At 44.8% G+C, this 24,387-nt stretch carries 18 protein-coding genes; 2 read left to right on the forward strand and 16 right to left on the reverse strand.

The features are described from left to right. Positions 1-220: 220 nt before the first annotated feature. The 3 genes from L6442_RS33185 to L6442_RS25305 all read right to left on the reverse strand — a co-directional run bounded on the left by L6442_RS33185 (position 221) and on the right by L6442_RS25305 (position 5,244). Positions 221-304 carry a putative holin-like toxin gene (locus tag L6442_RS33185; protein WP_373871787.1) on the reverse strand — a complete coding sequence of 28 codons (84 nt, stop codon included), beginning with the start codon at positions 302-304 and terminating at the stop codon, positions 221-223. Between the two features lie 250 nt (positions 305-554). Then, positions 555-3,911, reverse strand: coding sequence for a DUF5704 domain-containing protein (locus tag L6442_RS25300; protein WP_237100082.1), 3,357 nt, complete (start codon positions 3,909-3,911; stop codon positions 555-557). A gap of 19 nt (positions 3,912-3,930) precedes the next feature. Beyond that, a complete protein-coding gene (locus tag L6442_RS25305; RefSeq protein ID WP_212977000.1) occupies positions 3,931-5,244 on the reverse strand; it encodes an S-layer homology domain-containing protein in 1,314 nt (437 codons plus the stop codon). Between the two features lie 599 nt (positions 5,245-5,843). On the opposite strand from L6442_RS25305, the gene yhbH reads away from it, so the two are divergent. Beyond that, positions 5,844-7,001, forward strand: coding sequence for a sporulation protein YhbH (gene yhbH / locus L6442_RS25310; protein ID WP_194229811.1), 1,158 nt, complete (start codon positions 5,844-5,846; stop codon positions 6,999-7,001). A 133-nt stretch (positions 7,002-7,134) separates the two neighbouring features. Here yhbH and L6442_RS25315 read toward each other — a convergent pair whose 3' ends face one another. The 10 genes from L6442_RS25315 to L6442_RS25360 form a co-directional block, all read right to left on the reverse strand. After that, positions 7,135-7,704, reverse strand: coding sequence for a riboflavin biosynthesis intermediates N-glycosidase (locus L6442_RS25315; RefSeq protein ID WP_212977001.1), 570 nt, complete (start codon positions 7,702-7,704; stop codon positions 7,135-7,137). Positions 7,705-8,276: 572 nt separating this feature from the next. Then, a complete protein-coding gene (locus tag L6442_RS25320) occupies positions 8,277-9,554 on the reverse strand; it encodes a Gfo/Idh/MocA family protein (protein WP_212977002.1) in 1,278 nt (425 codons plus the stop codon). 185 nt (positions 9,555-9,739) lie between these two features. After that, a complete protein-coding gene (locus L6442_RS25325; RefSeq protein ID WP_212977003.1) occupies positions 9,740-11,398 on the reverse strand; it encodes a response regulator in 1,659 nt (552 codons plus the stop codon). 13 nt (positions 11,399-11,411) lie between these two features. Then, on the reverse strand, positions 11,412-13,145 hold the full coding sequence (locus L6442_RS25330; RefSeq protein ID WP_212977004.1) for a sensor histidine kinase: 1,734 nt from the start codon (positions 13,143-13,145) through the stop codon (positions 11,412-11,414). 39 nt (positions 13,146-13,184) lie between these two features. Then, positions 13,185-13,985: a carbohydrate ABC transporter permease gene (locus L6442_RS25335; protein WP_228100843.1), complete on the reverse strand. Its 801-nt coding sequence runs from the start codon at positions 13,983-13,985 to the stop codon at positions 13,185-13,187. 111 nt (positions 13,986-14,096) lie between these two features. Next, on the reverse strand, positions 14,097-15,002 hold the full coding sequence (locus L6442_RS25340; RefSeq protein ID WP_212977005.1) for an ABC transporter permease: 906 nt from the start codon (positions 15,000-15,002) through the stop codon (positions 14,097-14,099). A gap of 78 nt (positions 15,003-15,080) precedes the next feature. Further along, on the reverse strand, positions 15,081-16,757 hold the full coding sequence (locus L6442_RS25345; protein ID WP_212977006.1) for an extracellular solute-binding protein: 1,677 nt from the start codon (positions 16,755-16,757) through the stop codon (positions 15,081-15,083). A 349-nt stretch (positions 16,758-17,106) separates the two neighbouring features. Next, positions 17,107-17,385, reverse strand: coding sequence for a type II toxin-antitoxin system RelE/ParE family toxin (locus L6442_RS25350; protein WP_212977007.1), 279 nt, complete (start codon positions 17,383-17,385; stop codon positions 17,107-17,109). Next, complete coding sequence (locus L6442_RS25355; protein WP_194229820.1) at positions 17,386-17,619, reverse strand: hypothetical protein; 234 nt, start codon at positions 17,617-17,619, stop codon at positions 17,386-17,388. It abuts the gene before it with no gap. A 117-nt stretch (positions 17,620-17,736) separates the two neighbouring features. Next, positions 17,737-17,961: a restriction endonuclease gene (locus tag L6442_RS25360; protein ID WP_237100083.1), complete on the reverse strand. Its 225-nt coding sequence runs from the start codon at positions 17,959-17,961 to the stop codon at positions 17,737-17,739. 193 nt (positions 17,962-18,154) lie between these two features. Between L6442_RS25360 and L6442_RS25365 the strand changes: the two genes are divergently transcribed. Further along, on the forward strand, positions 18,155-19,588 hold the full coding sequence (locus L6442_RS25365; protein WP_212977008.1) for a SpoVR family protein: 1,434 nt from the start codon (positions 18,155-18,157) through the stop codon (positions 19,586-19,588). A 253-nt stretch (positions 19,589-19,841) separates the two neighbouring features. Here the strand turns inward: L6442_RS25365 and L6442_RS25370 are convergent, their stop codons facing one another. From L6442_RS25370 to L6442_RS25380, 3 genes are all read right to left on the reverse strand, one after another. Further along, on the reverse strand, positions 19,842-20,879 hold the full coding sequence (locus tag L6442_RS25370; protein WP_306436661.1) for a LacI family DNA-binding transcriptional regulator: 1,038 nt from the start codon (positions 20,877-20,879) through the stop codon (positions 19,842-19,844). Positions 20,880-21,000: 121 nt separating this feature from the next. After that, positions 21,001-22,008, reverse strand: coding sequence for a globin-coupled sensor protein (locus L6442_RS25375; protein WP_212977009.1), 1,008 nt, complete (start codon positions 22,006-22,008; stop codon positions 21,001-21,003). Between the two features lie 186 nt (positions 22,009-22,194). Then, entirely contained in the window at positions 22,195-24,090 is a 1,896-nt protein-coding gene (locus L6442_RS25380; protein WP_212977010.1) for a PrkA family serine protein kinase, read from the reverse strand. Positions 24,091-24,387: the final 297 nt, after the last annotated feature.

The raw sequence follows: 24,387 nt of genomic DNA on the forward strand, positions 1-24,387 counted from the left end.
ATATTTTGTATGGGTTAGAACTGCCGCTTTGTTTAAATCAGAATGTATATGAGGATGTCAAAATTACACGAGATGTAACTTGAGGTATATTTCACCATATGCTAATATAAAATAGATAAGGGACCGTGTTGCAGCACGATCCCTCAGTACAACAGCCGCTAATAAGAGCGGTCGACTGTAGGACGATCAGAAAATAGACCGATACCTCATCCAGGGCGGTCTATTTTCGTTTATTAAACGAGAGCAGCGCGACGATTAACGTCCCGAAGGTAAGCATTAAGCTTATACCTTCATACACTGTCATAAGGCATCACCTCCGCTTCGGGAGACTAGCCGACCGCCCTTATAGCCGTAAAGTTGTACTATAGTTAATTATATATTATTATGGTATATTTTACCACAGAATATTGTATTCGCTTTCATATAATGTCTTATTTGTCAATGAAATAGTACACATTAGCAAAGCAAGGGGTTAAACTAACCGCAAGCCTGCCGTTATCCGGTAGGCTTGCTTAACAATTTAAGAGTATATTTCTCTTAAGTCTTGGTTAGTCTCAGTGAGGCACCTGCGAGCTAAAATCATCCCTGCTGGATCGGTCCGCATTGTAAAATACGACATCCCCGTCCCTCAAGTGAAACCTTGTTCCAAAGGAATCTTGAATATTTCGCCGATATCCCTCCAACTCCCATTGGTTCATGAGCGGTGCGTTAATATACTGCAAATGCGGATTTTTCAAATTTCCCGCTTGAATCGATTCGATGTTAAAATTCACAACGATATAACCATTTTTCAAAAAGATCGGCGACTTGCTGTTTAAACCTCCATGCGTGCGCCCATACTCCGCCACATTCGTTCCCGCCAGGACGACAAAAGGCTCTGCAGGCAGGCTGTATTCCCCGTACCATTTCTGAATGGAAACGTTGGCACGTTCCGGATCTACGGGGCCTGGAATGTTTTCCTGCAATCTCAAAAAGGTTCTTAGCTGCTCGGGCAAAATCAGCAGGCTGTAGCTGCCGACAGGCGTTTTTTGCTTCGTAAATACATTCAAATAGTTTTGGATGAATTGATTTTTGTTGAGGCCTCCCGTTTGACCGTAATGATTGTATTTATAACTGGCTGTATCGGTTAGCTCTACTGCAGGCACATTCCGCAGACGCTCATTCAAAATCACATAACGTTGAACCTGATCCTGCGCAGAGCCGACTTTGATGAAGTTCGATTTGTTGTTGTTGTAATAAAGGTCAACCGGTACGCGGGTATCTCCCCTTGCATTGACGGGTTTTCCATCTTTGCTTACAAAATAAAAGCTTGGCATAATTCGGATCCCGTCCAGCGGTCCAAACATATTCCCTTTTGTTTTGAAGTCGAATTTGAAATGGTAGCCTGTTTTGACGGACACATTTTTATAACCGCGAAGAGGATGGCTTCCCGGACGGATGGTCAGCGTGTATATCTCTTTGTTGCCGCGGGGATCCCCGTCAATCAGCTTTTGTCCCACCCAATAAGAAACACCAGTCGGATTCGCGCTACCGGATTGGGTTCGAAAAACATTTTGCCAGTTATAATCGGCAATATCGGTAATGTGAAAGTCGTAAAGGCGCCCGATGACCTCTACAGACACCTCATCTGTGGCAGCGTGATGTATGAGATTTCGATTCGCGTCCTGCTCCCCTTGATTTTCATAGTCGTTTGGAGAGTTCTCCGCAATATTCCGGAAATAAACCTGATAATCCCCCTCATCAACCCAAACCGGCAGGAAAAATGCAGTATCCAGTTGATTTACCGGGATATCAATCCATGTGTTTTTGGGGATAAACCGTGTTTTGTTCTCGTTGTAAACATCGAACGGAAATAACACTTGTTTCGTGCGGAAGTATTTTGCATAATCCCTGTTTCCATACCCGGGGTAGTTTACATGCTGTCCGTTGGTTGGAATCCGAACCTGGAACGGTCTTTCCAAAATCAGTGCCGACCGGCTGTAATTCGGATTGGTTTTCTGGTTATGCGCCTTGTCGTCGGAAACGGAAGAATAATTGATTACAGGCGTATGAACCGTAACCGTGTTAATCCCATGGATCGGGAATTCCTTGTTTTCGCCTCCATTGATGTTACCAGCCATCAGATCGTATGCTATTTTCCCGGAGCTCGGCGTATCTTTTTTATTCACTTTACTGCTGCTGATTAGGTTGCCTGGGCTATAGAGAACATCACGTCCAATTGTAGTAGGATTAGGGATGTTTTTCGGGGTTGGACCGTTTTTTATCACCTCAGCCGAATCCATAATTGTTGAACCGTTAAAATTAACCATATCGTTTTTCACTTTACTTTCAGGCGTTGATGATTCTGCCATACCTTTTAATAAAGAAGTATCATCAGGTAACGGAGGAGGTGAATTTAATCCTCCCGTTAAAATTGGTGGTGTGTAAGAAATTGGTGGTGTAATTGCCGGTTTTACATGGACATCAACTGGTTCGTCATGCTTTGAATCCAACGTAGGTGGAGTATATCCAGCTGGTATCATGGTTACCGTACCATCAGGTAAAGCATAGTTTGACATTTCCGCTCGATTAATCTTATACACTTCAAGGTTATTGATTTGCCAATAAGAATAATCACGTGTAAAGCTGAAAGTATAGTTTTTCGTTTGAGTGTCACTTTTTGATATAGGCGGTCCTGGAACGCACCCTGATTTCGTACAAATTGGTGGCCCAGATTCCGTCCACTGGCGTGCGTACGTAACATCAACCGAACAATTGTACGTGGTTTTACCTCTCAACTGAACCCAAATGTGTTTGAAAAGGTAATTATCAGCAGATACATTTGTAAAGAGTGACTCAGATGTAGGAATGCCCTGCAATACATCAAATCTTTCTGCATCCCTATTATCTGCACGAATAACCCCTTTAGCGTTCGGGTCCATATCACTCATACTCATTTTAGTGCCTTGTGTTGGACTACCTATTACTAGGGTGCATGCTCCACCACCGCCTGGAGGGGACCCCGGATCAACATCTACACCAATGGTCGTTGTTGTTGTTAGCTTATATCCATCTTTCTCCCATTTTACTGTAATGTTAGTTGTTCCTTCATTTACAGCAGTAACCAATCCGGAACTACTTACAGTTGCTACGCCAGGATTTGAAGATTCCCAAGTGGTTTTGCCATTTCCGGTATTGACATTGGTTTCTTGTCCAAAGCTGCCGTCACCAATTTTTGTTTTTACAGTAGCATTCAGTTGTTTAGTTTGGCCTTTGGATAATTGTCCGCCTGAGGAAAGGTTGATTTCTTTTGTGATTTCAGATAGGGCAGTCCAATACAGATCGGTTTTAAATTTATAGTCGGCTGAATACTTATCTCCATGGTACGGTCTATATGCAAATGGCTCGATTGATCCTCCAATTTGAGTAGTGAACTTTATTCTAGTTCCTGTGAAAGATTCAACACTGACTAAAATTGGATCTCCATTTGTGTAGTGCTTTACATCATCCATATAAACAGGATGAAGTGACGATGAAATGAATTCATCTTTAGAATGAGGGTCACCGTTACTATCCAAATAATTAGGAGGTATATATTCTGGGGCGTTCAGATCAAGATCGATACATACTGTTGAAGATACTGGTTTATTTGTTGAGGGATTGTTTGCGAGCCTTTTATCATTACACTCTCCATCGACTCTCCAACTTAGATTATCTAATTGGTAAATATAAACACCAATGTTGGTGACTCCAATACCTTGGACCTGGGTTAATTTCTTTTGAGATTTGGAAAATGATGAAGGTTCAAAGTAAGGTGCTTTTAATACTGGCTTCTGACCTGACGGTCCTCCACCGGCGAAGATCAGATTTGATGGAAATAAAAAACTGATCGATATTAAAAGAACAAATATTCTTTTTAATGATGTTGACAATTCCATCACCTAACTCAATTTATTTTTTTGGTCTCACCCAAAATTCAAAACCGTCCTTAGTTTTAAGCTCTACATATGGTATTAGAGATTGGTCGAAATGTAGAAGCCCTTGACCCCAATAATGTGGATTGCTGACCGTAAACACTCCCCTGGCTTTTGTAATATCATTTGTATGTGGTAAGGAGTATTCTCTAAAAGCCTTGGATCTTGGTGATGAAAGAGCATTAATACTTGGTGAACTTATTAAGCTCCCTGCTTGTACATCTGACAATGAAGAACTTTTACTTGTTAAATCAAATTCTGCAAAGGAGAAAAAGGCCCCATGTAATAGCGTATCTCCTTCATCGACAAAAACTGGGTAGTAAATACTGCGGCTATCCCCTTTGACATACGGATTCACAATAATCCAGTTTTTCACCTTAATGGTTGCATAATTTGTAACTGTAACTAGTTCCTTATTCCGAATCTTAGAAAAGTCATCAGTTAATTTACTGGCGTCATATCCCGTAGGTAGTTTATCTATAGGGAGCATTTCATAAGAAGGAGCAATAACCTTCAAGTTAGTTCCTGTAAGTCCAACAGCCCGTAATTCCTGTAACCCTTGAAAATCACTTGGTTGTTTCTTAGCAACAGCAGTATATCGTGCAATTAAAGTCGCCACTTCTGCCCGTGTGGTCGTCCGATTAACTCCAAAGGTTTTGTCGCTATCAACACTCATCAGGCCGGTTCCCATTGTCACCGCAACCGCATTTTTTTGTTCAGTTTGAATACCGCCAGTGAAGTATTCTTTCGCAGGGATCACTGTATTGGTTACTTCTGACAGTGCGGCTTTATAGTCCGGATTGACTGCCGCAAGTCCTTGTGCCAGCCATGTTGCCATTTCACCACGAGTAAGAGCTGTGTTAGCGTCCAGTTTTCCGGAATACTTGGATGGATCAATAAATCCTTTTTCAACAGCAGCTTTAACTCCATCCTGCGCCCAAGCTGGGATGTCTGTGAAATTTGCAGTATTTCCTGATGCAACAGGTTGATTTGTTAACCGTCCTAAGATTGTGGCCATTTCTGCCTTTGTTATTGGTGCGCTTGGTTTGAAAGATCCATCTGTATAGCCTTTGAGATAACCGTCTTGAACAGCAGCTGCAATAGCTGAGGCAGCCCAATGTGTAGCTGGTACATCTTTAAATTTTTGAATAGTGTTGCTTGTAGTTGTTTTAGTATTAACCATATCTTTTCCACCATCTACAAAACTCGCTTCTGCCTTTGGTTGAACAAGCGAAAGGCTTCCTGCAACAAGAGTTACTACGGTCAAAGTAGAAAGAATAACCTTTTTCATATTTTCTCCTCCGGGATTAACAGCATATTGTAAATTTTTACATCCACTTATTTCTTTTAAAATGTGAATTTATTAAGCTACGTGAAATAGGTAAAATTAACACCGTCCACATCTGTTCTCATTCCAGGCATTTTTCCTGTTTGTTCAACTGCTCAGGTTAGAAGGGCAGCCCTGCTAAAAAACATAACATCAACTTTTTCATCAAACTTACACTCCCTATCAATCACATTTTTTGGTCTTGTCCAACAACGGTCGCCGTCAAATATTTATTTTTTCTTATCCTACGGGACTGCTTGCCCACGTGAATGATCTGGAGCACCCCTCCTCGAACCTATGTATTGGCAACTAATACTGCAAAAACTTGTATCCTATGTCTCAGGACAATAGCATTATACTACATAATTTTTGAAATATTTGTCATAAAAGGTCGAAGGATACTTTAATGTTCCTTAATATGGATGAAATTGCAATGCATAGAACTTGTTAATTTGCTCCTGTCCCATCACATATCGCCACTCTGCGTGAATATACTTGTAAATAATCACTTTTGTTTTTGCAGCCGAGCAAGCGTGAACATGTGTTATATGGGAGGTGCTGATATGCATTCTGACGATCATTCGCTGTTTGTCGTATCCAAAGAAGACTGGTCGCTGCACCGCAAAGGATACCAGGATCAAGTCCGCCATCAGGAAAAAGTGAAGGAAATGATTAAACAGAACCTGCCCGATCTCATTACGGAAGAAAGCATTATCATGTCGGACGGTAAACAAATCATCAAGGTCCCCATCCGGAGCCTGGACGAATACCGTTTTATTTATAACTTCCAAAAGCAAAAGCATGTAGGGCAAGGGGATGGAGACAGCCAGGTAGGGGATGTGCTCGGACGTGATCCGGTGCCAAAGCCCGGTAAAGGCGAAAAAGCCGGCGATCAGCCGGGATACGATATTATGGAAGCCGAAATCAGCATGGAAGATCTGGAAAACATGCTTTTTGACGATATGGAGCTCCCCTTCATGAAACCCAAAGAGCAGCAGGACGTGGAGACAGAATCCATTACCTTCAACGATATCCGTAAAAAGGGCATGCAGTCCAACATCGATAAAAAACGGACGATTCTGGAGAACCTGCGCCGCAACGCCACCACCGGCAATCCCGGCATTCACCACATCAGCCCCGATGATCTGCGCTACAAAACCTGGGAGGAAATCGTGGTGCCCCATTCCAGCGCCGTCATTATCGCCATGATGGACACCTCAGGTTCGATGGGTTCGTTCGAAAAATATTGCGCGCGCAGCTTTTTTTTCTGGATGACCCGTTTCCTGCGGCGGCAATATGAAAAGGTTGATATCGTCTTTTTGGCACATCATACCGAAGCGAAAGAAGTATCCGAGGAAGATTTTTTCACGAGAGGCGAAAGCGGCGGCACCATCTGCTCATCCGCTTACCAAAAAGCGCTTGAAATCATCGACCGCAGATACCCGCCATCCAAGTACAATATTTATCCATTCCATTTCTCTGACGGCGACAATCTGACCTCGGATAACGAACGCTGCGTGCGCCTGATCGGGGAACTGCTTAAGGTAAGCAATATGTTCGGATATGGAGAGGTCAATCAATACAACCGCAGCAGCACGCTCATGTCGGCATACCGCAATATTAAAATGGATCAGTTTATGTATTATGTCATCAAGGAAAAAGGTGAAGTTTACGAGGCTTTGCGTACATTTTTCCGTAAACAAGACACCCCGCTTAACTAAGATACCAGAATGCTCCCCTGTGTTACAGGTTGGAATTCAAAAGACGCTGCCAGGTTGCATAAATGCAGCCGAACAACGTCTTTTTTTCTGTACTGATTATGCTGTACTACCGATCAATCCATTTTTTCATCGCTTAACCGATGCCTATTCCCTCTTTTTTATTCATCAGTTGATCCCGGACTTCCATTAAAGCAAATCCGAGCAGGTTGGTTCCTTTCCACAGCAGCGGATTTTCGATTCTGTCGTCATCGGCCGCTAGCCCAACTCCCCATATGCTGTCGACGGGGCTTGCTTCTACCAGTACCCTGTTTCGGGTACCGAGCAAAAAGCTGCTCAGATCTTCATTTTGGGAAAATTTCGCCAGATTGCCGCGCACGACGATGTTATAACCTTCTTCCTCCCATACCTTTTGATCAAAACCTCTTACTTTCCGGCCAAGGTCTTTGGCCTGCTTTGGATGTTTCGCCGCCAAAATCTGCCGCAAAATCTCCTCGTCGCCAAAAAGTCTGGCCTTCCCGGCCATCATATATTGTTCGGCACTGCTGTAAAGCACGCCTTCGACGGTGAACTTGCATGGCCACCATTGGCTGAAACAGCTTTTGTTAATACTGCCGTTCGCGGCAGGCTGATGACCCCAGAAAAATATATATTTCAACCTTTTTCCTTTTTGAAACTGCTGCCTTAATTCATGAATGGAATACATATGTACCTCCTAACTAAAAAGCCATCATATAAACCGATTGGTTATCAAATCAAAGTGATGCGATCCATGCTTTATCCTATGTATAACGGGCTGAGAAAGGAAAAGGTTTCAATCCTCCTCTTGATCTATATAAGTTGAACTAAAGAATGAGATAAGGAATAGGCAAAATAGCTCAATATTCTAAAGAAGAAGCATTTGGTTAGAAATGATCATATGCTTTGTGAGCGGATTTCTACCATGAATAGTTAAAATCATAGAAATCTGTGAACAACAGCGATTCAAGCAGAACATTTCACCTGGCTGCCTTCATCCTTAAAATCATTTCATGTTTAACCTCCTTCGGAAAGTACGCCTTTTAATCGCTCACAACTTGTTAACGAGGCTAGTCGTTGTCTTTGAATTATAGCATACACCGACTTACATTGATGTTTGGAGACAATTCAGCGAGTGTTTTTAAAACATTTCCAAATGCTCTCAGCCATTGTTCCAGAACCCGTATTGCCCCACAACCAAAAAAGGGGCCCTCATGGTCTTTCGACCATTAAGGACACCCCTTTCTTGGTTTATACAAATTATACTTCTACCTTACGTTTCGTTATCATATCCGCCAGCTTAATCGACTGGCCGCTGTTCAACCGGGATTGCTCTGCCGCAAAGGCCATCAGATGGCTCTGCAGCGAAGCTGTTGCCGAAGTTAAACCTTTGGAAGGGTTCTTTTCGAAATTGCGGACATCCCGCAGGAAAGAGCTAATCATCCGCTCGTCACCGCCACCGTGACCGTCTCCTGCTACGTTGCAATCAATCTCCACCTTCTCGCCGGTAACATAACGGTATAAAGTATAGCTGCCTTTATCCATATCCCCGATGATTTCGCCCTGCGTACCCATGATTTGAACTCTGCGAGATCCGCTCTGCGTGAGACCCGACATGATAAACGAAGCATTCGCGCCGTTTTCGAATTCCATGTTCACGACCTGATGGTCGACCACATTGTTATCGCAGCGATAGACACAGCGTCCAAACGGTCCTTCTTCAAGCGCTTTTAAGATGCTTTCTTGTGAAAGGTCATTGATATGCATATAACGCGCCCAAGGGTGCTCCGGCGGCTGCATGTACATTTTAAGCGCAGAAAATGCACATTCCTTCTCCACTTCACATCCGTTGATACAACGATCTGTAGAGCCTTCCGGAGCATTCTCCGAACGGAAATGAAGCAGCGATCCGTAGGAACTCACATGAGTACATGGTTGATCCATCAACCAGGAGATAATATCCAAGTCATGACAGGATTTTGCTAGAATCATCGGACTTGTCTCTTCCGATTTGCGCCAATTCCCGCGCACATAACTATGCGTCATATGTTCATAACCGACATTTTCGGTCAATTGAATCGTTGCAATGTTGCCAAGCTCGCCCGCCTCAATCCATTTCTTAATCCCTGACCAGAATGGGGAATAGCGCAGAACGTGGCTAACGACTAGCAATCGCTTGAATTCATGCGAAGCTTGTTCCAGCTCAACACATTCATCCTTTGATGGAGACATCGGCTTCTCAAGCAATACATGATAACCCAGCTCCATCGCTTTCATGGCAGGCACGTAATGAAGACGATCCAATGTGCTGATAATCATCACATCGGCAATACGCCCCTGCTCAAATACCGGTTCCCATGTGCTGTAGACATGCTCCGGCGCAATGTTATGAACAGCCGCGAACTGATTTCTTCGTTCTTCATTAGGCTCCGCGACAGCGACAATTTGTAATTCATTCGGAAATTTCTCCGCATAAGGTCCATAAATAAGCCGACCTCTGCTGCCGGCACCCAATATTACTGCTGTTAATTTTTTCATAGGCCTCTTCCTCCTCCATCTTGCTATATAAAGAACATTTCACCCGGCTGCCTCCATGCGTACAATCAATTGGTTCAACTTATATAGCCTGCGTACCATCATTCTAAAATAGCGCGCCTGACGGTGAAAGAGATCGTTACTGACATTTCATATACTATTGTTGACCTTGAATTTTAAGGCTACATTTACGAACCCGAACGCACCATCCGATATTCTTGCGGCGTCATTTCGTTCTGCTTCTTGAAAAAACGAATGAAGGCCAGCGCGGAATTATAACCGAGCGCAGCCGCAATTTCATTGACCTTCATCGACGTATTCAGCAGCATTTCCTTGGCGATCAGATTCCGGTAATCATTCACATATTTCGATAGACTAATGCCGGTTATTTGTTTGTACAGCCTTGAGAAGTAAGAAGGATTCAAGCCTACGTAATCTGCCAGCGCATTTAGGGAAATATCGTTCGCGATATTCTCCTCAATATAACGATGTACTTTTTGAATCACTTCCGCCGGCATCTGCGTCCTGCTCGAATCATTCCAATCGAAGAGACAAGATGCCATCTGGTAAAAGTATTGCGTAAGATCCGGCCAAGAAGTATTGTCGTTAGGCTGGAACAAAGGATCCAAATCGAGCAGCGTATTCACGTAATCGCGAATATCATGATTTTTATTGATATACGATAGGAACACCGCTGAGAGCGAATGATACAATTCGGTTTTGCGCTCGTAAGGTGTCAGCGGGTCGTTCCAAATAGCAGTCAATTCAGCGTATTGCTTGTAGAACTGCTCTTTGTGATTGTTCTCAAGACAAGTCATCAGGAACTGAACCCTCGTATGATAGAAGAAATCTTGTCGGCTTCCGGCTTCTTGGTTATCGTTGCCTTTCATCTCGGTATCGCTGAGAATTACTCCGCTCGTTAAACCGTGGCCATACACGAAGCAATATTTAATCGAATGGAATCGATCGGATACATGGCTCCATGCCGTTTGTTCCGAGCCAAGAACGAAGGAAACAGAAAGCCCCAGCAGCTTCTTACATGTTCCCTGCACACATTCAAGAGTATCTCTCGTATACCGGTAGGCTTTGGACCACTCTAAAGAACCCGAGGTGGCAGCCATATCTCCTTTCGGTTGAATCAACCAAACAATGCGAGATAGATCATACACGAAGGAAAAATAGCGGACATGCTCCGACAAGTACTCATCCGTAATATTTTGATATGCATAGGTTAACAGCGCTTTATCCGGTGTCGTGAACATTTCTTTCCAAGCATCCACTCTGCCAAGCAGCATATAGACAGGCATTTCCGCATCCAAGGGAATACCGACTTCATGGAATACTTGCCGAAGCTGGCACTCCGTGGTCTGTTTGCCTTGGAATAACCCCCACATATACTCTTTCTGCAGCGAAGGCAGCGCCTGATTCATCTTTTTATGCGCTCTTGCGATCATCTGCTGCTGGTCCTGCTCTTCTTCAATTTTGGCAATCGCCCGCTCGACGGACTTTATAATTTTCTCATCGCTCTCGACTTTAAGTATATATTCGAAGCCACCATACGTAATCGCGCTTCTAGCGTAATGAAAATCATTATAGCCCGTTAAGAATATGACTTTACACGACGGCCACTGGGCACTAATTTTTTGAAGCAGCTCAATGCCTTCAATACCAGGCATCTTAATGTCCGAGATCACGATATCAATCTTATTATTCTTCAAAATCTCCAAAGCCTCTTCTCCTGAATAGGCTTTCATGACATGAAGCGGCAAATGAACGGTCTGCTCAAACAGCTCAAGAAGACCATCGACGATAATAGGCAGATCATCGACGATTAGAAGTCTGTACATGTTGATTCCTCCTTTAGCTTGTGCTCAGATTAATTCCAACTTGAAGCCCGCCAAGTTTAGATCGTGACATGGTTATGCCATATTCCTCGCCGTAACGCAATTGGATTCTGCGATGGACATTTATGATACCGGTCGTCTCTTCCATTCGGCTCTGCGATTGCCGCAGCCGCGTCTGAAGTTGTTCGATTTCTTCATCGGTAATGCCTCGGCCGTTATCTTCTACATAAATTGAGAATACATTATCGTGAAGTTTACTGTGAACCCATAGCTCACCCGTTTGTATCATATTGCCAAAGGCATGTTCGTAAGCATTCTCAATAATCGGTTGCAAAATAAGCCGTGGAACGGATAAATCCGGTACTTCTCCTTCAAATCGGACTTGGATCCGGTCCCCGTAACAAATCGTCTGCATATCCACATAGGTGCGGGAATGATTCACTTCAAGTTCTAATGGAATGTCATCCTCGTCATTGCGGGTAATAAATTGAAAATATTGACCGATATAGAGACAAAACTGGTAAGCCTTCTCCTTCTGATTCTCCGACTTGATTAATCGGCATAATACGAAAAAGCAGTTATATAGAAAATGAGGATTAATCTGCGACTGCAATCGTTTAAGTTCCGAGCGTTGATTGCGAATTTGCTGTTCATAATTTTCCTCAATGAGTGTTCGCAAGGATTTAACCGTATCGTTAAAAGCTTGATACAAATAACCGAACTCGTCTGCTCCGCGGTCAATCGTAATCGGCTCCAGCATGTTCTGCCGCATACGCCGGAAGGAATGAACAAGCTTCATGAGCGGACGGTAGATCAGTTTTAATAGAAAATAAGAGAAGAAGAGCACAATGCATACCGAAAGAATGCAGGCCACCCAGAACCACATCCGATACATTTGCAGCGGTCCTAACACGTTGGCTTCGGGAATGCATGTAATCGAGTAAGAATTCCATAACTTCGAATATTTATAGACGGTAAGATAGCGCTTTCCATCGAAATTAAGCGTCTCATAGCCTTCTCCAGACTTCACATCCCGCTTATCGATGGCAAAGGCCTTCATACGTTCCAGCAGCAGCGAGTCCTTACCGCTCTGCGCTTCCCATCCGCGATCCAAATTAAGCAATACGCTTTGCGCGCCCTCTACGCCGCTGATCTGCGTCAGAATTTCCTGAATTTTCGTCTTAGATAACTCAACCGCCACGACATAAATCGGATTCTTCACCGAAGTGGCCGGGTACTGCATCGTAATAAATATCCGGCCATTCCAGTTCACAAACGGCTCTTCATATAATTTGGCGCTTTGCTGCATCGCTTTAAATTCCTGTTCGTTAATGGATGTTTCATATTTCGAACTTAGAATGGTTCGTTCAAGCAATGGCACATAGGCCCTTGCTTCTTGAATAAACGGGCTTGAATTCTTCATTAGATCGAGCCGTCTCTGAATGTCTAATATTTTTCGTGAACGGTCGTAATAACTCATCGCCGTGCCTGTCGTCGCGATTTCCATTAAATCATTATCCATCACATAGTTCGGCAGATATCGGCTGATCCGGTCCGCTTCCTTATCCAGTGAATCCAGGTAGAAGCGTGTCATGTTCAGAATAGACTTCGAAATTTCCGTCCGGATATTATTCGAACCTTTTTCATTAATCAGCCAGGTAATCATCATAAGCGGCAACAAGGCCGCCAAAAAGGCAGCCATTATCTTCTTGAATATAGAGGAATCGTGCAAAAAAAATCGGATTTTCATGATCTGTTCTCCTGCGTTCGTTTAGTAAGCAATCCGATATTATTCTTTGACACTGCCCATCACAATCCCTTTAATGAAGAACCGTTGCAGGAACGGATAGACGATCAGAATCGGGAATGCCGCAACGAAAATCTGCGCCGCCCTACTCGTACGATCAGATAACTTAATCATCAACTCGACGTTCTCCGCCTTAATAAAACGGAAATCATTTTTGATAATAATAGTCTGCAGGAACGTCTGCAGCGGGTAATTCTCCGGATGATTCATATACAAAATCCCGTCAAACCAGCTGTTCCAATGCCCTACAATCGTGAAGAGGCCTGTGGTTGCAAGAGCCGGCAAAGACAACGGCACATAGATTTTCCATAACGTCGTGAAGTGGCCAGCCCCGTCGATCCGTGAGGATTCCTCCAGTTCCTTCGGTAAGTTGCGATAGAAATTAAGCAATAGAATAACGTTGAATACCGGAACCGCACCTGGCAAGACCAAAGCCCAAATGGTATCCAGCATTCCTAACGACTTCACCGTTAAATACATGGGTATGAGGCCGCCGCTGAAGAGAATCGTAAATACAAAGACCCAAGTATACCAGGTACGTAATCTAAACTGCGAAGTATCTTTCGATAATGGATACGCTGTAACAATCGTTATCAGCATGCTGATCGTCGTTCCGATCGCAACGCGCTTCACGGACACCCAGAAGGCGCGCAAGTATTCCGGCTTTCCGAATACGTTGTCATAAGCGGCCGTCGTGAAATCAACCGGCCACAAAAGGACTTTACCGGCTGATGCCGCAGTACCGGAGCTGAATGAGATCGCTAATATATGAATAATTGGCATAAGACACAACAAAGATATAAAAGCTAGAAAGATGAAATTGAATACCAGAAACACCTTCCTAGACCATGAGCTATGATTAGGCACGGCTATGTCTCCCTTCTGAATTACCTGCTAGAAAATGCGGTAATTCGCTACACGATAAGCTAGCACATAGGAACATGTGATGAGAATAAAACTTACGATTGATTTCAGCAGCCCTACAGCCGTTGCAAATCCGAACTGAGCCTGCTGGATCCCCATACGGTAGACGAAGGTATCGATAATATCCGCGCTTTCATAGACCGGAGGACTGTACAAGTTGAATATTTGATCAAATCCGGCATTAAGTACGTTCCCAATACTCAGGGTCAGCATCAAAACGATAATCGGCAGCATGCCTGGAAGCGTAATATAAAAAGTCTGCTTGATGCGGCCTGCGCCATCGATTTGCGCTGCTTCATAAAGCGACGGGTTAATATTCGTGAGCGCCGCCAGATAGACAATCGTACCAAAGCCGAATTCCTTCCATACATCCGAGAGAACCATCACATATGGAAACCAGCTGTTGCTGCCCAAGAAAAAAATCGGCTTAACCCCGAACAATCCCAAAACTTGATTTAAAATCCCGGAGGATGGTGACAAAACATCAATCAAAATGCCGCTTAACAAAACCCAAGATAGAAAGTGAGGCAAATATACAAGCGTTTGAAAGGTTCTCTTAACCCATTCCCTACGCAGTTCATTCAATAAAATAGCGATACTGATCGGAACGACCAGCCCTGCAATGATTTTCATGACCGCAATGAATATCGTATTAAAAAAGATGCGGCCGATATCCGGATACTCCATCAACAACCGGAAGTTCTTCAAACCGATAAAAGGCGAACCGAACAACCCTTTATTCGGTATATATTTCTGAAACGCCATCATGATTCCCACCATAGGGATGTAACTGAAGATAAGAACAAGAATAAGACCTGGCAGCAGCATCATATGAAGCGGCCATTCCTTTTTAAACATTCGCGTTAACCCTCTCATGCCCCTCACCTCGCTGTGTTTCTCTGTATAGAAAGAGGGACTGACTTCGATCAATCCCTCCATCGGTCTTTCTAAAACTTATTTATTTGCTTTGTACCATTCGTTAACTTCTTTCGTAATTTCGTCGCCGCCAAGTTTTTTCCACTCTTCAACGAATTTGTCGAACTCATCAACAGACACTTGGTTCATGATGATTTTGAAGTATACTTCATCACGCTTCTTGGTCAAGATTTCTTGACGTTCTGCCATCGTTTCCGTAGGGGCGCCGTAGAATTTGTTTTGCAGGTATTCTTTGTTTTGCTGGATTTTAGGGTTATGCGATACCGCGCCTTTTGGACCCGAGATCAGCACTTCCCACCACATATTGATATCGCTACCATCGATAAATTTCATCGCACGTTCATAACGACCCTTCTGGTCTGCAGTTTGAAGAATGCTAGGATCTTTCGTTTCGATCGCTTTCGGCAGAATTTCGCCGTTGTTATCCATCTGTTTGCCTACGCGAAGCGGGTTCAGCAGCCAGTAGTTGTTGCCTTTTTCTTGTTTGTCTTTACCATACAGATAGATTTTTTGCTCATCTGTCGCATTCATCGTATTATCCACGACGATCCATTGGTTCAGCAATTTGATAACGCCTTCAGGATGCTGTGCTTTTTTGGAAATGACATAGTACTGGTCCACACCTAAGCCGATTTGGTTCAGCGTTGGACTATCGTCCACGGAAGGAATCGGGTATACGCCCCATTCTTGAACAACTTTACCGTTTACAACTGCGCCTTTTGCGAGCTGTGCCGGGGTCCAGGCAGCACCGAATACAAGCCCTATGCTGTTGTTGTAAATAAGCTCGGATTCTTTATCGGCATCTTTAACCGTGAATTCAGGATCGATCAGACCTTTTTTGAACATATCTTGAAGCGCTTTAAGCGCATCTTTTACTTGCGGTTGGATGTCACTGTTCATCAGTCCACCGTTTCCATCTTCCATCCAGAGATTTTCATAAGCATGGTAACCGTTAAGGAATGCACGCAATCCGGTTACTCCAGTATCAATACTGAATGGGTTTTTGCTTACTGCAATGCCGTAAGCTTTGCCTGACCCGCCCGGATCCTTCGTTTTGAAAGCTTCAGCGATCGCCATCAGATCAGCCATTGTCTTCGGTTCCGGCAGGTTTAACTTTTTAAGCCAGTCCGTTCGTACGAACAAGTACTGATATTGGTAAGGATTATACGAGCTCGGAATCCCCATTAATTTGCCGTCGAACGTGGCCGTTTTCATCTGCATGCCGCCGTCCATCGTCAAAAATTTCTTCGTTTCATCTGTCGCGTATTGGTCATACACATCCGTGATGTCCATGATCATGTCCGCTTCCGTTAATTCTTTCAATTGTGTTGCATCCACACGCGCGAAGTCCGGCAGGTCGTTGGCTGCAATCGTCATTTTTAATTTTTCTTTGAACTGATTGTCATCCGCCGCTATCCATTTGTTTGTAATCTTCACGCCGATATCTTTTTCGTAAGCGTCATACACGGCATTCTTTTCGAAACTTTCGCCTTGATCGAATTTAAGATACGGGTCGCTTGGCGATACCGTCGAAACTTCAATGACCTGATTCCCATCTTCCTTCTGTCCCTGTTGCGCTGTCTCAGGCTTTTTCTCTGCCTCTTTCGCGCCTTCACTGTTGTTGGAGTTACCACATGCCGTCAGTGCCATGCACAGAATCAGGGTAACACTCAACAAGAATTTGCTGCTTTTCATATAACCCCTCCCCAATGTTCTAAGTAGTGTGCGTGCAGTTGATTTCTCTTTGTGATCCTTCCTATATTTAGTATAGAAAAGTGACTAACCCCATTCTATATACCAGTCTTTACTTTCGTATACAACTCTTGATATTGAAGGTCGGCCATAATGTTCTGGCTATTCAAGAGCATGTCGACCCGCAACTGTTAAACCGCAGCAGCGCGACATCATGAGCATGCTCCGCGAGAAAATGCTGTGCCGCAGATGAAAACGAAAATCATGAACGAAGTCTGGGCTTCCTAATCGCAAAGGCGCTTGGGTTTGTGGACACAAAAAAACCGACTCGCTTGGGAATCGGTCATTATCCTTATTTAAAATTACGTTTCATTGCACCATGTTTGAATGAAGTAATCACATAACGCTCGCCGTTATCCAGTACTTTGTAAGACACAACATACCGATCTACGATGCAGTAATACGTATTGCGATATTCACGCGAAGGCATTATGGTTCCCATCTTGACAACTTGTTCTTCCACACGTCTGATGAGGTTTAATTTATATTCCCTTGTTTCTTGTTCGGTGAAATGATCACTCCTGATTTGCCGAAGCCGATTAGCTGCCGTTTCCGTCCACTGGACAATCAACTACAGCTCACCACGCTTCACCGATTCGATTAGATCTTCTGTAGAGTACAATTTGCCCTCCATTAGATCCTTCTCTGATGCTTCGATCATTTGGCGGATTTCAGGGTCAGAATCCAGTTCATCTACAGGACTGTAGACCTCATATTCCAAGCCATCTATACGAATAAATTCTTTACGATCTTTCAAATACGATTCAATGACCGTACCATCAGGAGCTTTTAGACTAAAATTCATCCCTTTCAACCTCCTTTTGCCTTTCGTAATCTGCAACAACCTTGCCCTTTATCAAAATTATAACACATCCCCTATTCCTGACTCATTAACAAAAAATAAACCTAAACTTACTTTACATCACATTTGAGATGCAGCTTGTAACCCGTCTATTTGATCGCGTTTCGCGTCCAGAAAATCCAACCACAAATCAACGACCTGCTTGCCGTTAATTAGGTCGATATTTAAGCCCTGCGCATACGTATAGGCATTTGAGGTAAAATCACTTGTTGTAATCACATAAAGGGTCTCTTTCATATCTTCATGAGAGGAGAATGCTTCAAGAGCATTTTCTTGATAGTTCACTAGCAGTAATCACTATTGACCATTAGCATTATTAATTCCCACACTCGCTGCATACAATAAACTGGAGGATTTTTCAAGGAGAACCGCCCCTGGCGCTAACCACAACACCCATCTCACAATGCCCCCCTATAATAACAAAAGCCATCCAGCGCTAACGTGCGTTCTTCTGGACACAGGAAGGAGCACAGAATTCATGAGCGATGAAATCAAACAACTTGAATATGCGATCACTGAAATCATGGAAATTGCCGACGGCTTTGGTCTCGATTACTATCCGATGCGATATGAAATCTGCCCGGCAGACATCATTTACACCTTTGGCGCTTACGGTATGCCAACGCGATTCTCGCATTGGAGCTTCGGCAAAACCTTCAACAAAATGAAAATGCAATACGACTTCGGGCTCAGCAAAATTTACGAGCTAGTCATCAATTCCAACCCCTGCTACGCTTTCCTGCTTGACGGCAACTCGCTCATTCAAAACAAGCTGATCGTCGCGCATGTCCTTGCGCACTGCGATTTTTTCAAAAATAATTACCGTTTCTCCACTTCCAACCGCAATATGGTGGAAAGCATGTCGGCCACGGCCGAGCGAATCAGCCACTATGAAATGGAGCATGGAACGGAAGCCGTTGAAAGCTTTATCGACGCCGTCCTGGCTATTCAGGAGCATGTCGACCCGCAGCTGATCAAGCCGCAGCATCTCGACAAACAGCGTTACATGGAGCTTAAGATCAAAGAGCAGAAGGAAAACGCCAGGCAGGAACCGCCTGCAAGCGAATACGATGATCTGTGGAACCTGGATACGCCCAAAAGCAAGGAAAAAAGCGAAATCGGGACGCGCCACTTCCCGCCCGAGCCGGAAAAGGACATCATGTGGTTCATCCAGGAGTTTTCCGAAGTATTGGAGGATTGGCAGCGCGACATCATGAGCATGCTCCGCGAGGAAATGCTGTACTTCTGGCCGCAGATGGAAACGAAAATCATGAACGAAGGCTGGGCTTCCTATTGGCATCAACGCATCATCCGGGAGCTCGACCTCACCAGCGAGGAGACCATCGAATTCGCCAAATTGAATGCCTCGGTCGTGCAGCCGTCACAGAGCAGCCTCAATCCTTATTATCTTGGACTCAAAATTTTCGAAGACATCGAGCGGCGCTGGGATAACCCGACCAAAGAAGAGCAGGAGCTTACAGGACGGAAGCCCGGCAAGGGACGTGAGAAAATTTTTGAAGTGCGCGAATTTGATTCCGATATCTCGTTTATCCGCAACTATTTGACGAAAGAACTTACGGAGGATTTGGACTTATACGTATTTGAGAAAAAAGGCCCGGAATGGAAAATCACCGACAAAGCGTGGGAACGCGTCCGGGATCAGCTTGTCGTCTCCAGAGTGAACGGCGGCAACCCGTATTTGGTCGTCACCGATGGGGATTATTTGCGCAACGGGGAACTGGTCATCCGGCATGAATACGAAGGCACCGAACTGGATTTGAAATACATGGAGCGGACCATGCCCTATGTTTACAAGCTTTGGGGCCGCTCCGTTCATCTGGAAACAGTGATCGAGGACAAAAAAGTGATGTTTTCGCATGACGGCAAAAAGCTGCACCGCAAGTTTGTTTAACACCGCACCCACGACCACAAGGCGATAAAAGGACGGCCTTTTTCGGTAACCGCCCCGGAAAAGGCCTTTTTTACATGTCCATGCAGAAAATCCAGCTCCTTTGTTATTCCAAAAAAACTAAAATAACCCCACAAAGTGGAGCCTATGCTTCGATGCTTATTCCAAATACTTTGCGGGGACCCCCAAAAAAACTTATAAATTCTATACTGCTAAAAAAAGAGCATGCCGCTTGCAGCAGCATACTCTTTTTTTACTATCTCGTAATCTCCGAACCTACAAGCCTTGCTGTCGATTCCCGGATGACCAGGCTGGCTGGTTCCATAACGACAGGCGGCGGATAATCCGGATTTTTGATCATGGCGATCAGTTCTTCAATCGATTTGACGCCGATGGTGTGAATATTTTGGTTTACCGTCGTCAACGCCGGTTTAAACAGCTCCGCTTCAAAAATATTATCGAAGCCCACCACCGAAATATCTTCAGGGACAGTTAATCCCCGCGCTTCAATGGCATGAATCGCCCCAAAGGCCGTCATATCGGAGGTACAGACAACAGCTGTCGGCGGCGCATCCAGCTGCAGCAGCTCCTGCATCCCCGTAAGACCGCTTTCAAAGGAATAATCTCCAGCCAGGACATAATCCGCACGATACGGAATCGAAGCTGCCTGCAGGCCGTCACGGTACCCTGCCAGCCGACTGTCATTTACCGCTTGTCCGGGAATTCCCGCCAAACATGCAATGCGGCGATGCCCCAACTCATATAGATGCTGAACTGCCATATGTACTCCGCTTCGATTATCAGTCGTAATATTGCCGGCACGATGTCCAGTCACATCCGTATCCACAAACATCGTCGGGATACCGGATTGAATCAGTTCCTGGATGCAGCGATGTTCCTTTTCCACGCCGAACACCACGACACCATCCAAATTGCGGCTTTGGCAATGATCGGCAAAGGAATAATCGGGATCATTCAGCCGCGCCGACAAACGCATCAGATCGTATCCGCTGTTTTCCAGGGCCGTTTTGACCCCTTCCAGCAGCATCGACACATATGGATTCGTAAATGGTATATTAATCAGGACGCCAACGGTCCATGATCTCCCTGTTACCAACCCACGCGCAATTACATTGGGTCTATAACGAAGCAGTGCAATCGCATTTTTAACTTTTTTCCTCGTTTTTTCGCTGACATCCGGGTAATGGTTAATCACCTTGGATACTGTCGCTACTGAAACTCCTGCTTCCTTTGCCACATCATGAATTGAAGCCAACTCGATCACCTCGGACACGGATTGCCTAAATCCACCTTCATGCCGATCCTTCCATCCTCTATTATACTCGAAAGGAAAAATCAGCCATATTAATATTTTGCATGAAATTGGTAGATTAAGCAATCCCTTCAAAGAAAAATTAACTTTTCTTTTGAATTTCCGCCAGATCCTCGGTCAGTTTTTCGATCATGTTGACGAAGGAAGCAAGCTCTTGCGAGCTGCTGGCCTGCTCCCTGGCATGCAGGGTTGTTTTTTCCGTTTCCTCCCGGACTTTGTTCAAACGCTGCATAATCCCCGCCACTTTATCTTGTATTTGCTCCAATGCTTCGCGAGAGTGGGCAGCCAGTTTACGCACTTCTCCGGCAACCACCGCAAATCCGCGCCCCATATCACCGGCATGTGCGGCCTCAATGGCGGCATTCAGTCCAAGCAAATGCGTCTGATCCGCGATCCCTTTAATAAGCTCGCCCATATTTTCGATCTGCTGCACTTCTCCGTGAAGCTCGTCCATCAGTTCATGGGCCGTTTCTTGGGAATCGGCCGTTACTTGTGCGGAGGCGGCAATCTGCCCGGCGCTTTCGTTCAGTTCCTCCATCATGCCCGTCAATTGCTGCACAACATCTGTAACCGCTTGCAATACATGCTCCTTTTCATCCGCCAAATCCTTCAGCTTCTCTCTTTCCTTCAACTCGTAAGCTTCCAATACGAGCTGTGAGTCCAGATTGAACATTTTGCTAAGGGAGTGAATCACCGTTATCCATCCATCCGGCACAACCTGACGCAGCAAATCGGTGGCAATGTCCAGATATGTCATATAGCTTCCCAGATAAAATTCAACGTTTAAACCGACACGGGAGTGTACAAGTCCGATCGCGATTCTTTTTTGGATATATGCTTCATCAATCCTGCCGTCAGCCAGTGACATCCAGTAATCCCGCTGGGTATCCTTAAGTCTCTCAATTGTCGTGGTTCTATTAATAATTTCCATCAGTTCAGGCACTGTAGCGATTTGCTGATAAAAACGGACCACGACCTCTTCTACGACTTTGGCGAATATAGGGCGGAAACCCTTTAAAATTTCCATATCATTTTCGGTCAGTTTAATATAATCAACCTGTTTTCTACGCTGTGGAGACACATCAATCATACCAATAGTCCTCCTTCTTTAGTCCTAAACTTTTTCGCTATATATGCCAACTTTGTATATTATAGACTATATTTTCAGGGAATCCACTAAATTCGAAAAAAATTTAACATTTTTTTCTGTGTCAAGATTTTGCAAAATTAGATTCCATTTAAAAAAACCGCCCTCTTTCCGAGGACGGCATTGATATTAACGGTTCAGCAGGCTGCCCACATATCGCAGCAATTCATTGGCGCAAACCGGGCAGTATCCGTGATCATCCATCAAACGCTTGCTGACTTCATTAATCCGTTTCAACTGCGCTGCATCCGGCGTTTTGGTGGAGGTGGTAATTTTGACGATGTCCTTCAAATCGGCAAACAGCTTTTTCTCGATGGCTTCGCGCAGACGGTCATGATTATGGTATTCGAATTTTTTCCCTTTGCGCGAATAAGAAGAAATGCGGATCATAATCTCTTCCCTGAACGCTTTTTTGGCGTTTTCCGAGATGCCGATTTGTTCTTCGATGGAACGCATCAGCCGCTCATCCGGATTCATTTCCTCATCGGTCAGCGGATCGCGGATTTTGGCCATATTGCAGAAGGCTTCGATGTTATCCAGGTAATTTTCAAACAGGGTTTTGGCCGACTCGTCAAAGGAATAAACGAACGCTTTTTGCACCTCTTTTTTGGCCAGCTCATCGTATTCCTTGCGGGCTACGGCGATAAAGTTCAGGAAACGCTCCCGTTCATCCTTCGTAATGGAAGCATGCTGGTCGAGTCCGTCCTTGATTCCCCGTAAAATATCCAATGCGTTAATGCATTGAAGATCCTGCTTAATCAAAGCGCTGGAAATCCGGTTAATGACATAACGCGGATCCACGCCGGACATGCCTTCTTCCAAATATTCGGTCTGCATTTCCTTCAGGTCGGCTTCTTTAAATCCTTCAACTTCCTCCCCGTCGTACATCCGCATTTTTTTAACCAGATCCATGCCATGCTTCTTTGTTTCCTTCAATCGGGTGAGTATGGAAAAAATAGCTGCGGACCGCAGCGCATGCGGGGCAATATGCACATGCTTCATGTCGCTTTGCATGATCAACTTTTTATAAATCTTTTCTTCCTCGGATACCTTCAAGTTATACGGAATCGGCATTACAATCATCCGCGATTGCAGCGCCTCGTTTTTCTTGTTTGATATAAACGCCTTGTATTCGGCTTCATTTGTGTGGGCGACAATAAGCTCGTCGGCGGAAATCAGCGCGAAACGCCCTGCCTTGAAGTTTCCTTCCTGAGTCAGCGAAAGCAGATTCCACAGAAATTTCTCATCGCATTTCAGCATCTCCTGGAATTCCATCAAACCCCGATTGGCCTTGTTCAGCTCCCCGTCGAAGCGGTATGCCCGCGGATCGGATTCCGATCCAAATTCCGTGATGGTGGAAAAGTCGATGCTGCCGGTAAGATCGGCAATATCCTGGGATTTCGGGTCCGAAGGGCTGAATGTACCGACCCCCACCCTGGAATCCTCGGAAATAAGCACGCGGGTTACGGGCACTTTTTCGATATCCCCTCCGTACTCCAGCTTCAGCCGCATTTGGCAGGAAGGGCACAAGTTGCCTTCGATACGGACGCCAAGCTCTTTTTCTACCTCTGGCCTCAGCTCGAGCGGAATGAGATGCAGCGGTTCTTCATGCATCGGGCAGCCTTCAATCGCATACAGCGCTCCTTGCTCCGTGCGCGAATATTTCTCAAGGCCCCGCTTCAGGAGAGTCACCAGCGTAGATTTACCGCCGCTCACCGGCCCCATCAGCAGCAAAATCCGCTTACGGACATCAAGACGGCGCGCCGAAGAGTGAAAATATTCCTCAACCAGCTTCTCAATGGACCGGTCCAAGCCGAAAATTTCCTGCTCGAAAAATTTATAGCGTTTATGGCCGCCCACCTCCTCCACGCCGTACGACATGATCATGTCATAGACACGCGCATGAGCCGTAATTGCCGCCGAAGGATGCTTGCGGAGCAGTTCGATGTAATCTTTAAAGGTGCCGTTCCACGCAAGTTGATCGCTTTCTGCCCGATAGGCCGCTACGCGTTCGAAAATATCCATGCTAGTACCTCCTATGACTACGTTATGAGTTGTCAAAAATTCCATCAAAGCGTCAAGGGTCAACTTTCATCCCGTTTAAATTCACATATTCATCAATCCAAAAGTGTATTACATAACTATGCTGAACATAAGGATTAGTTGACCTATTTTTTCGCGAAAGGAGGATTGTCTTTTATCGAATGTTATAATAGTGTGTGTTCAAAAAGGTCGGTTTTCAGCACCAAGAAGGTTGGAAGAAGCTAGGGACTGAGGAGCGGAACGTACGTAGTGGGTACGTGAGCACCGGAAGGCCCGGCT

The sequence above is a fragment of the Paenibacillus azoreducens genome, from assembly GCF_021654775.1.
Taxonomy (GTDB): domain Bacteria; phylum Bacillota; class Bacilli; order Paenibacillales; family Paenibacillaceae; genus Paenibacillus_AQ; species Paenibacillus_AQ azoreducens.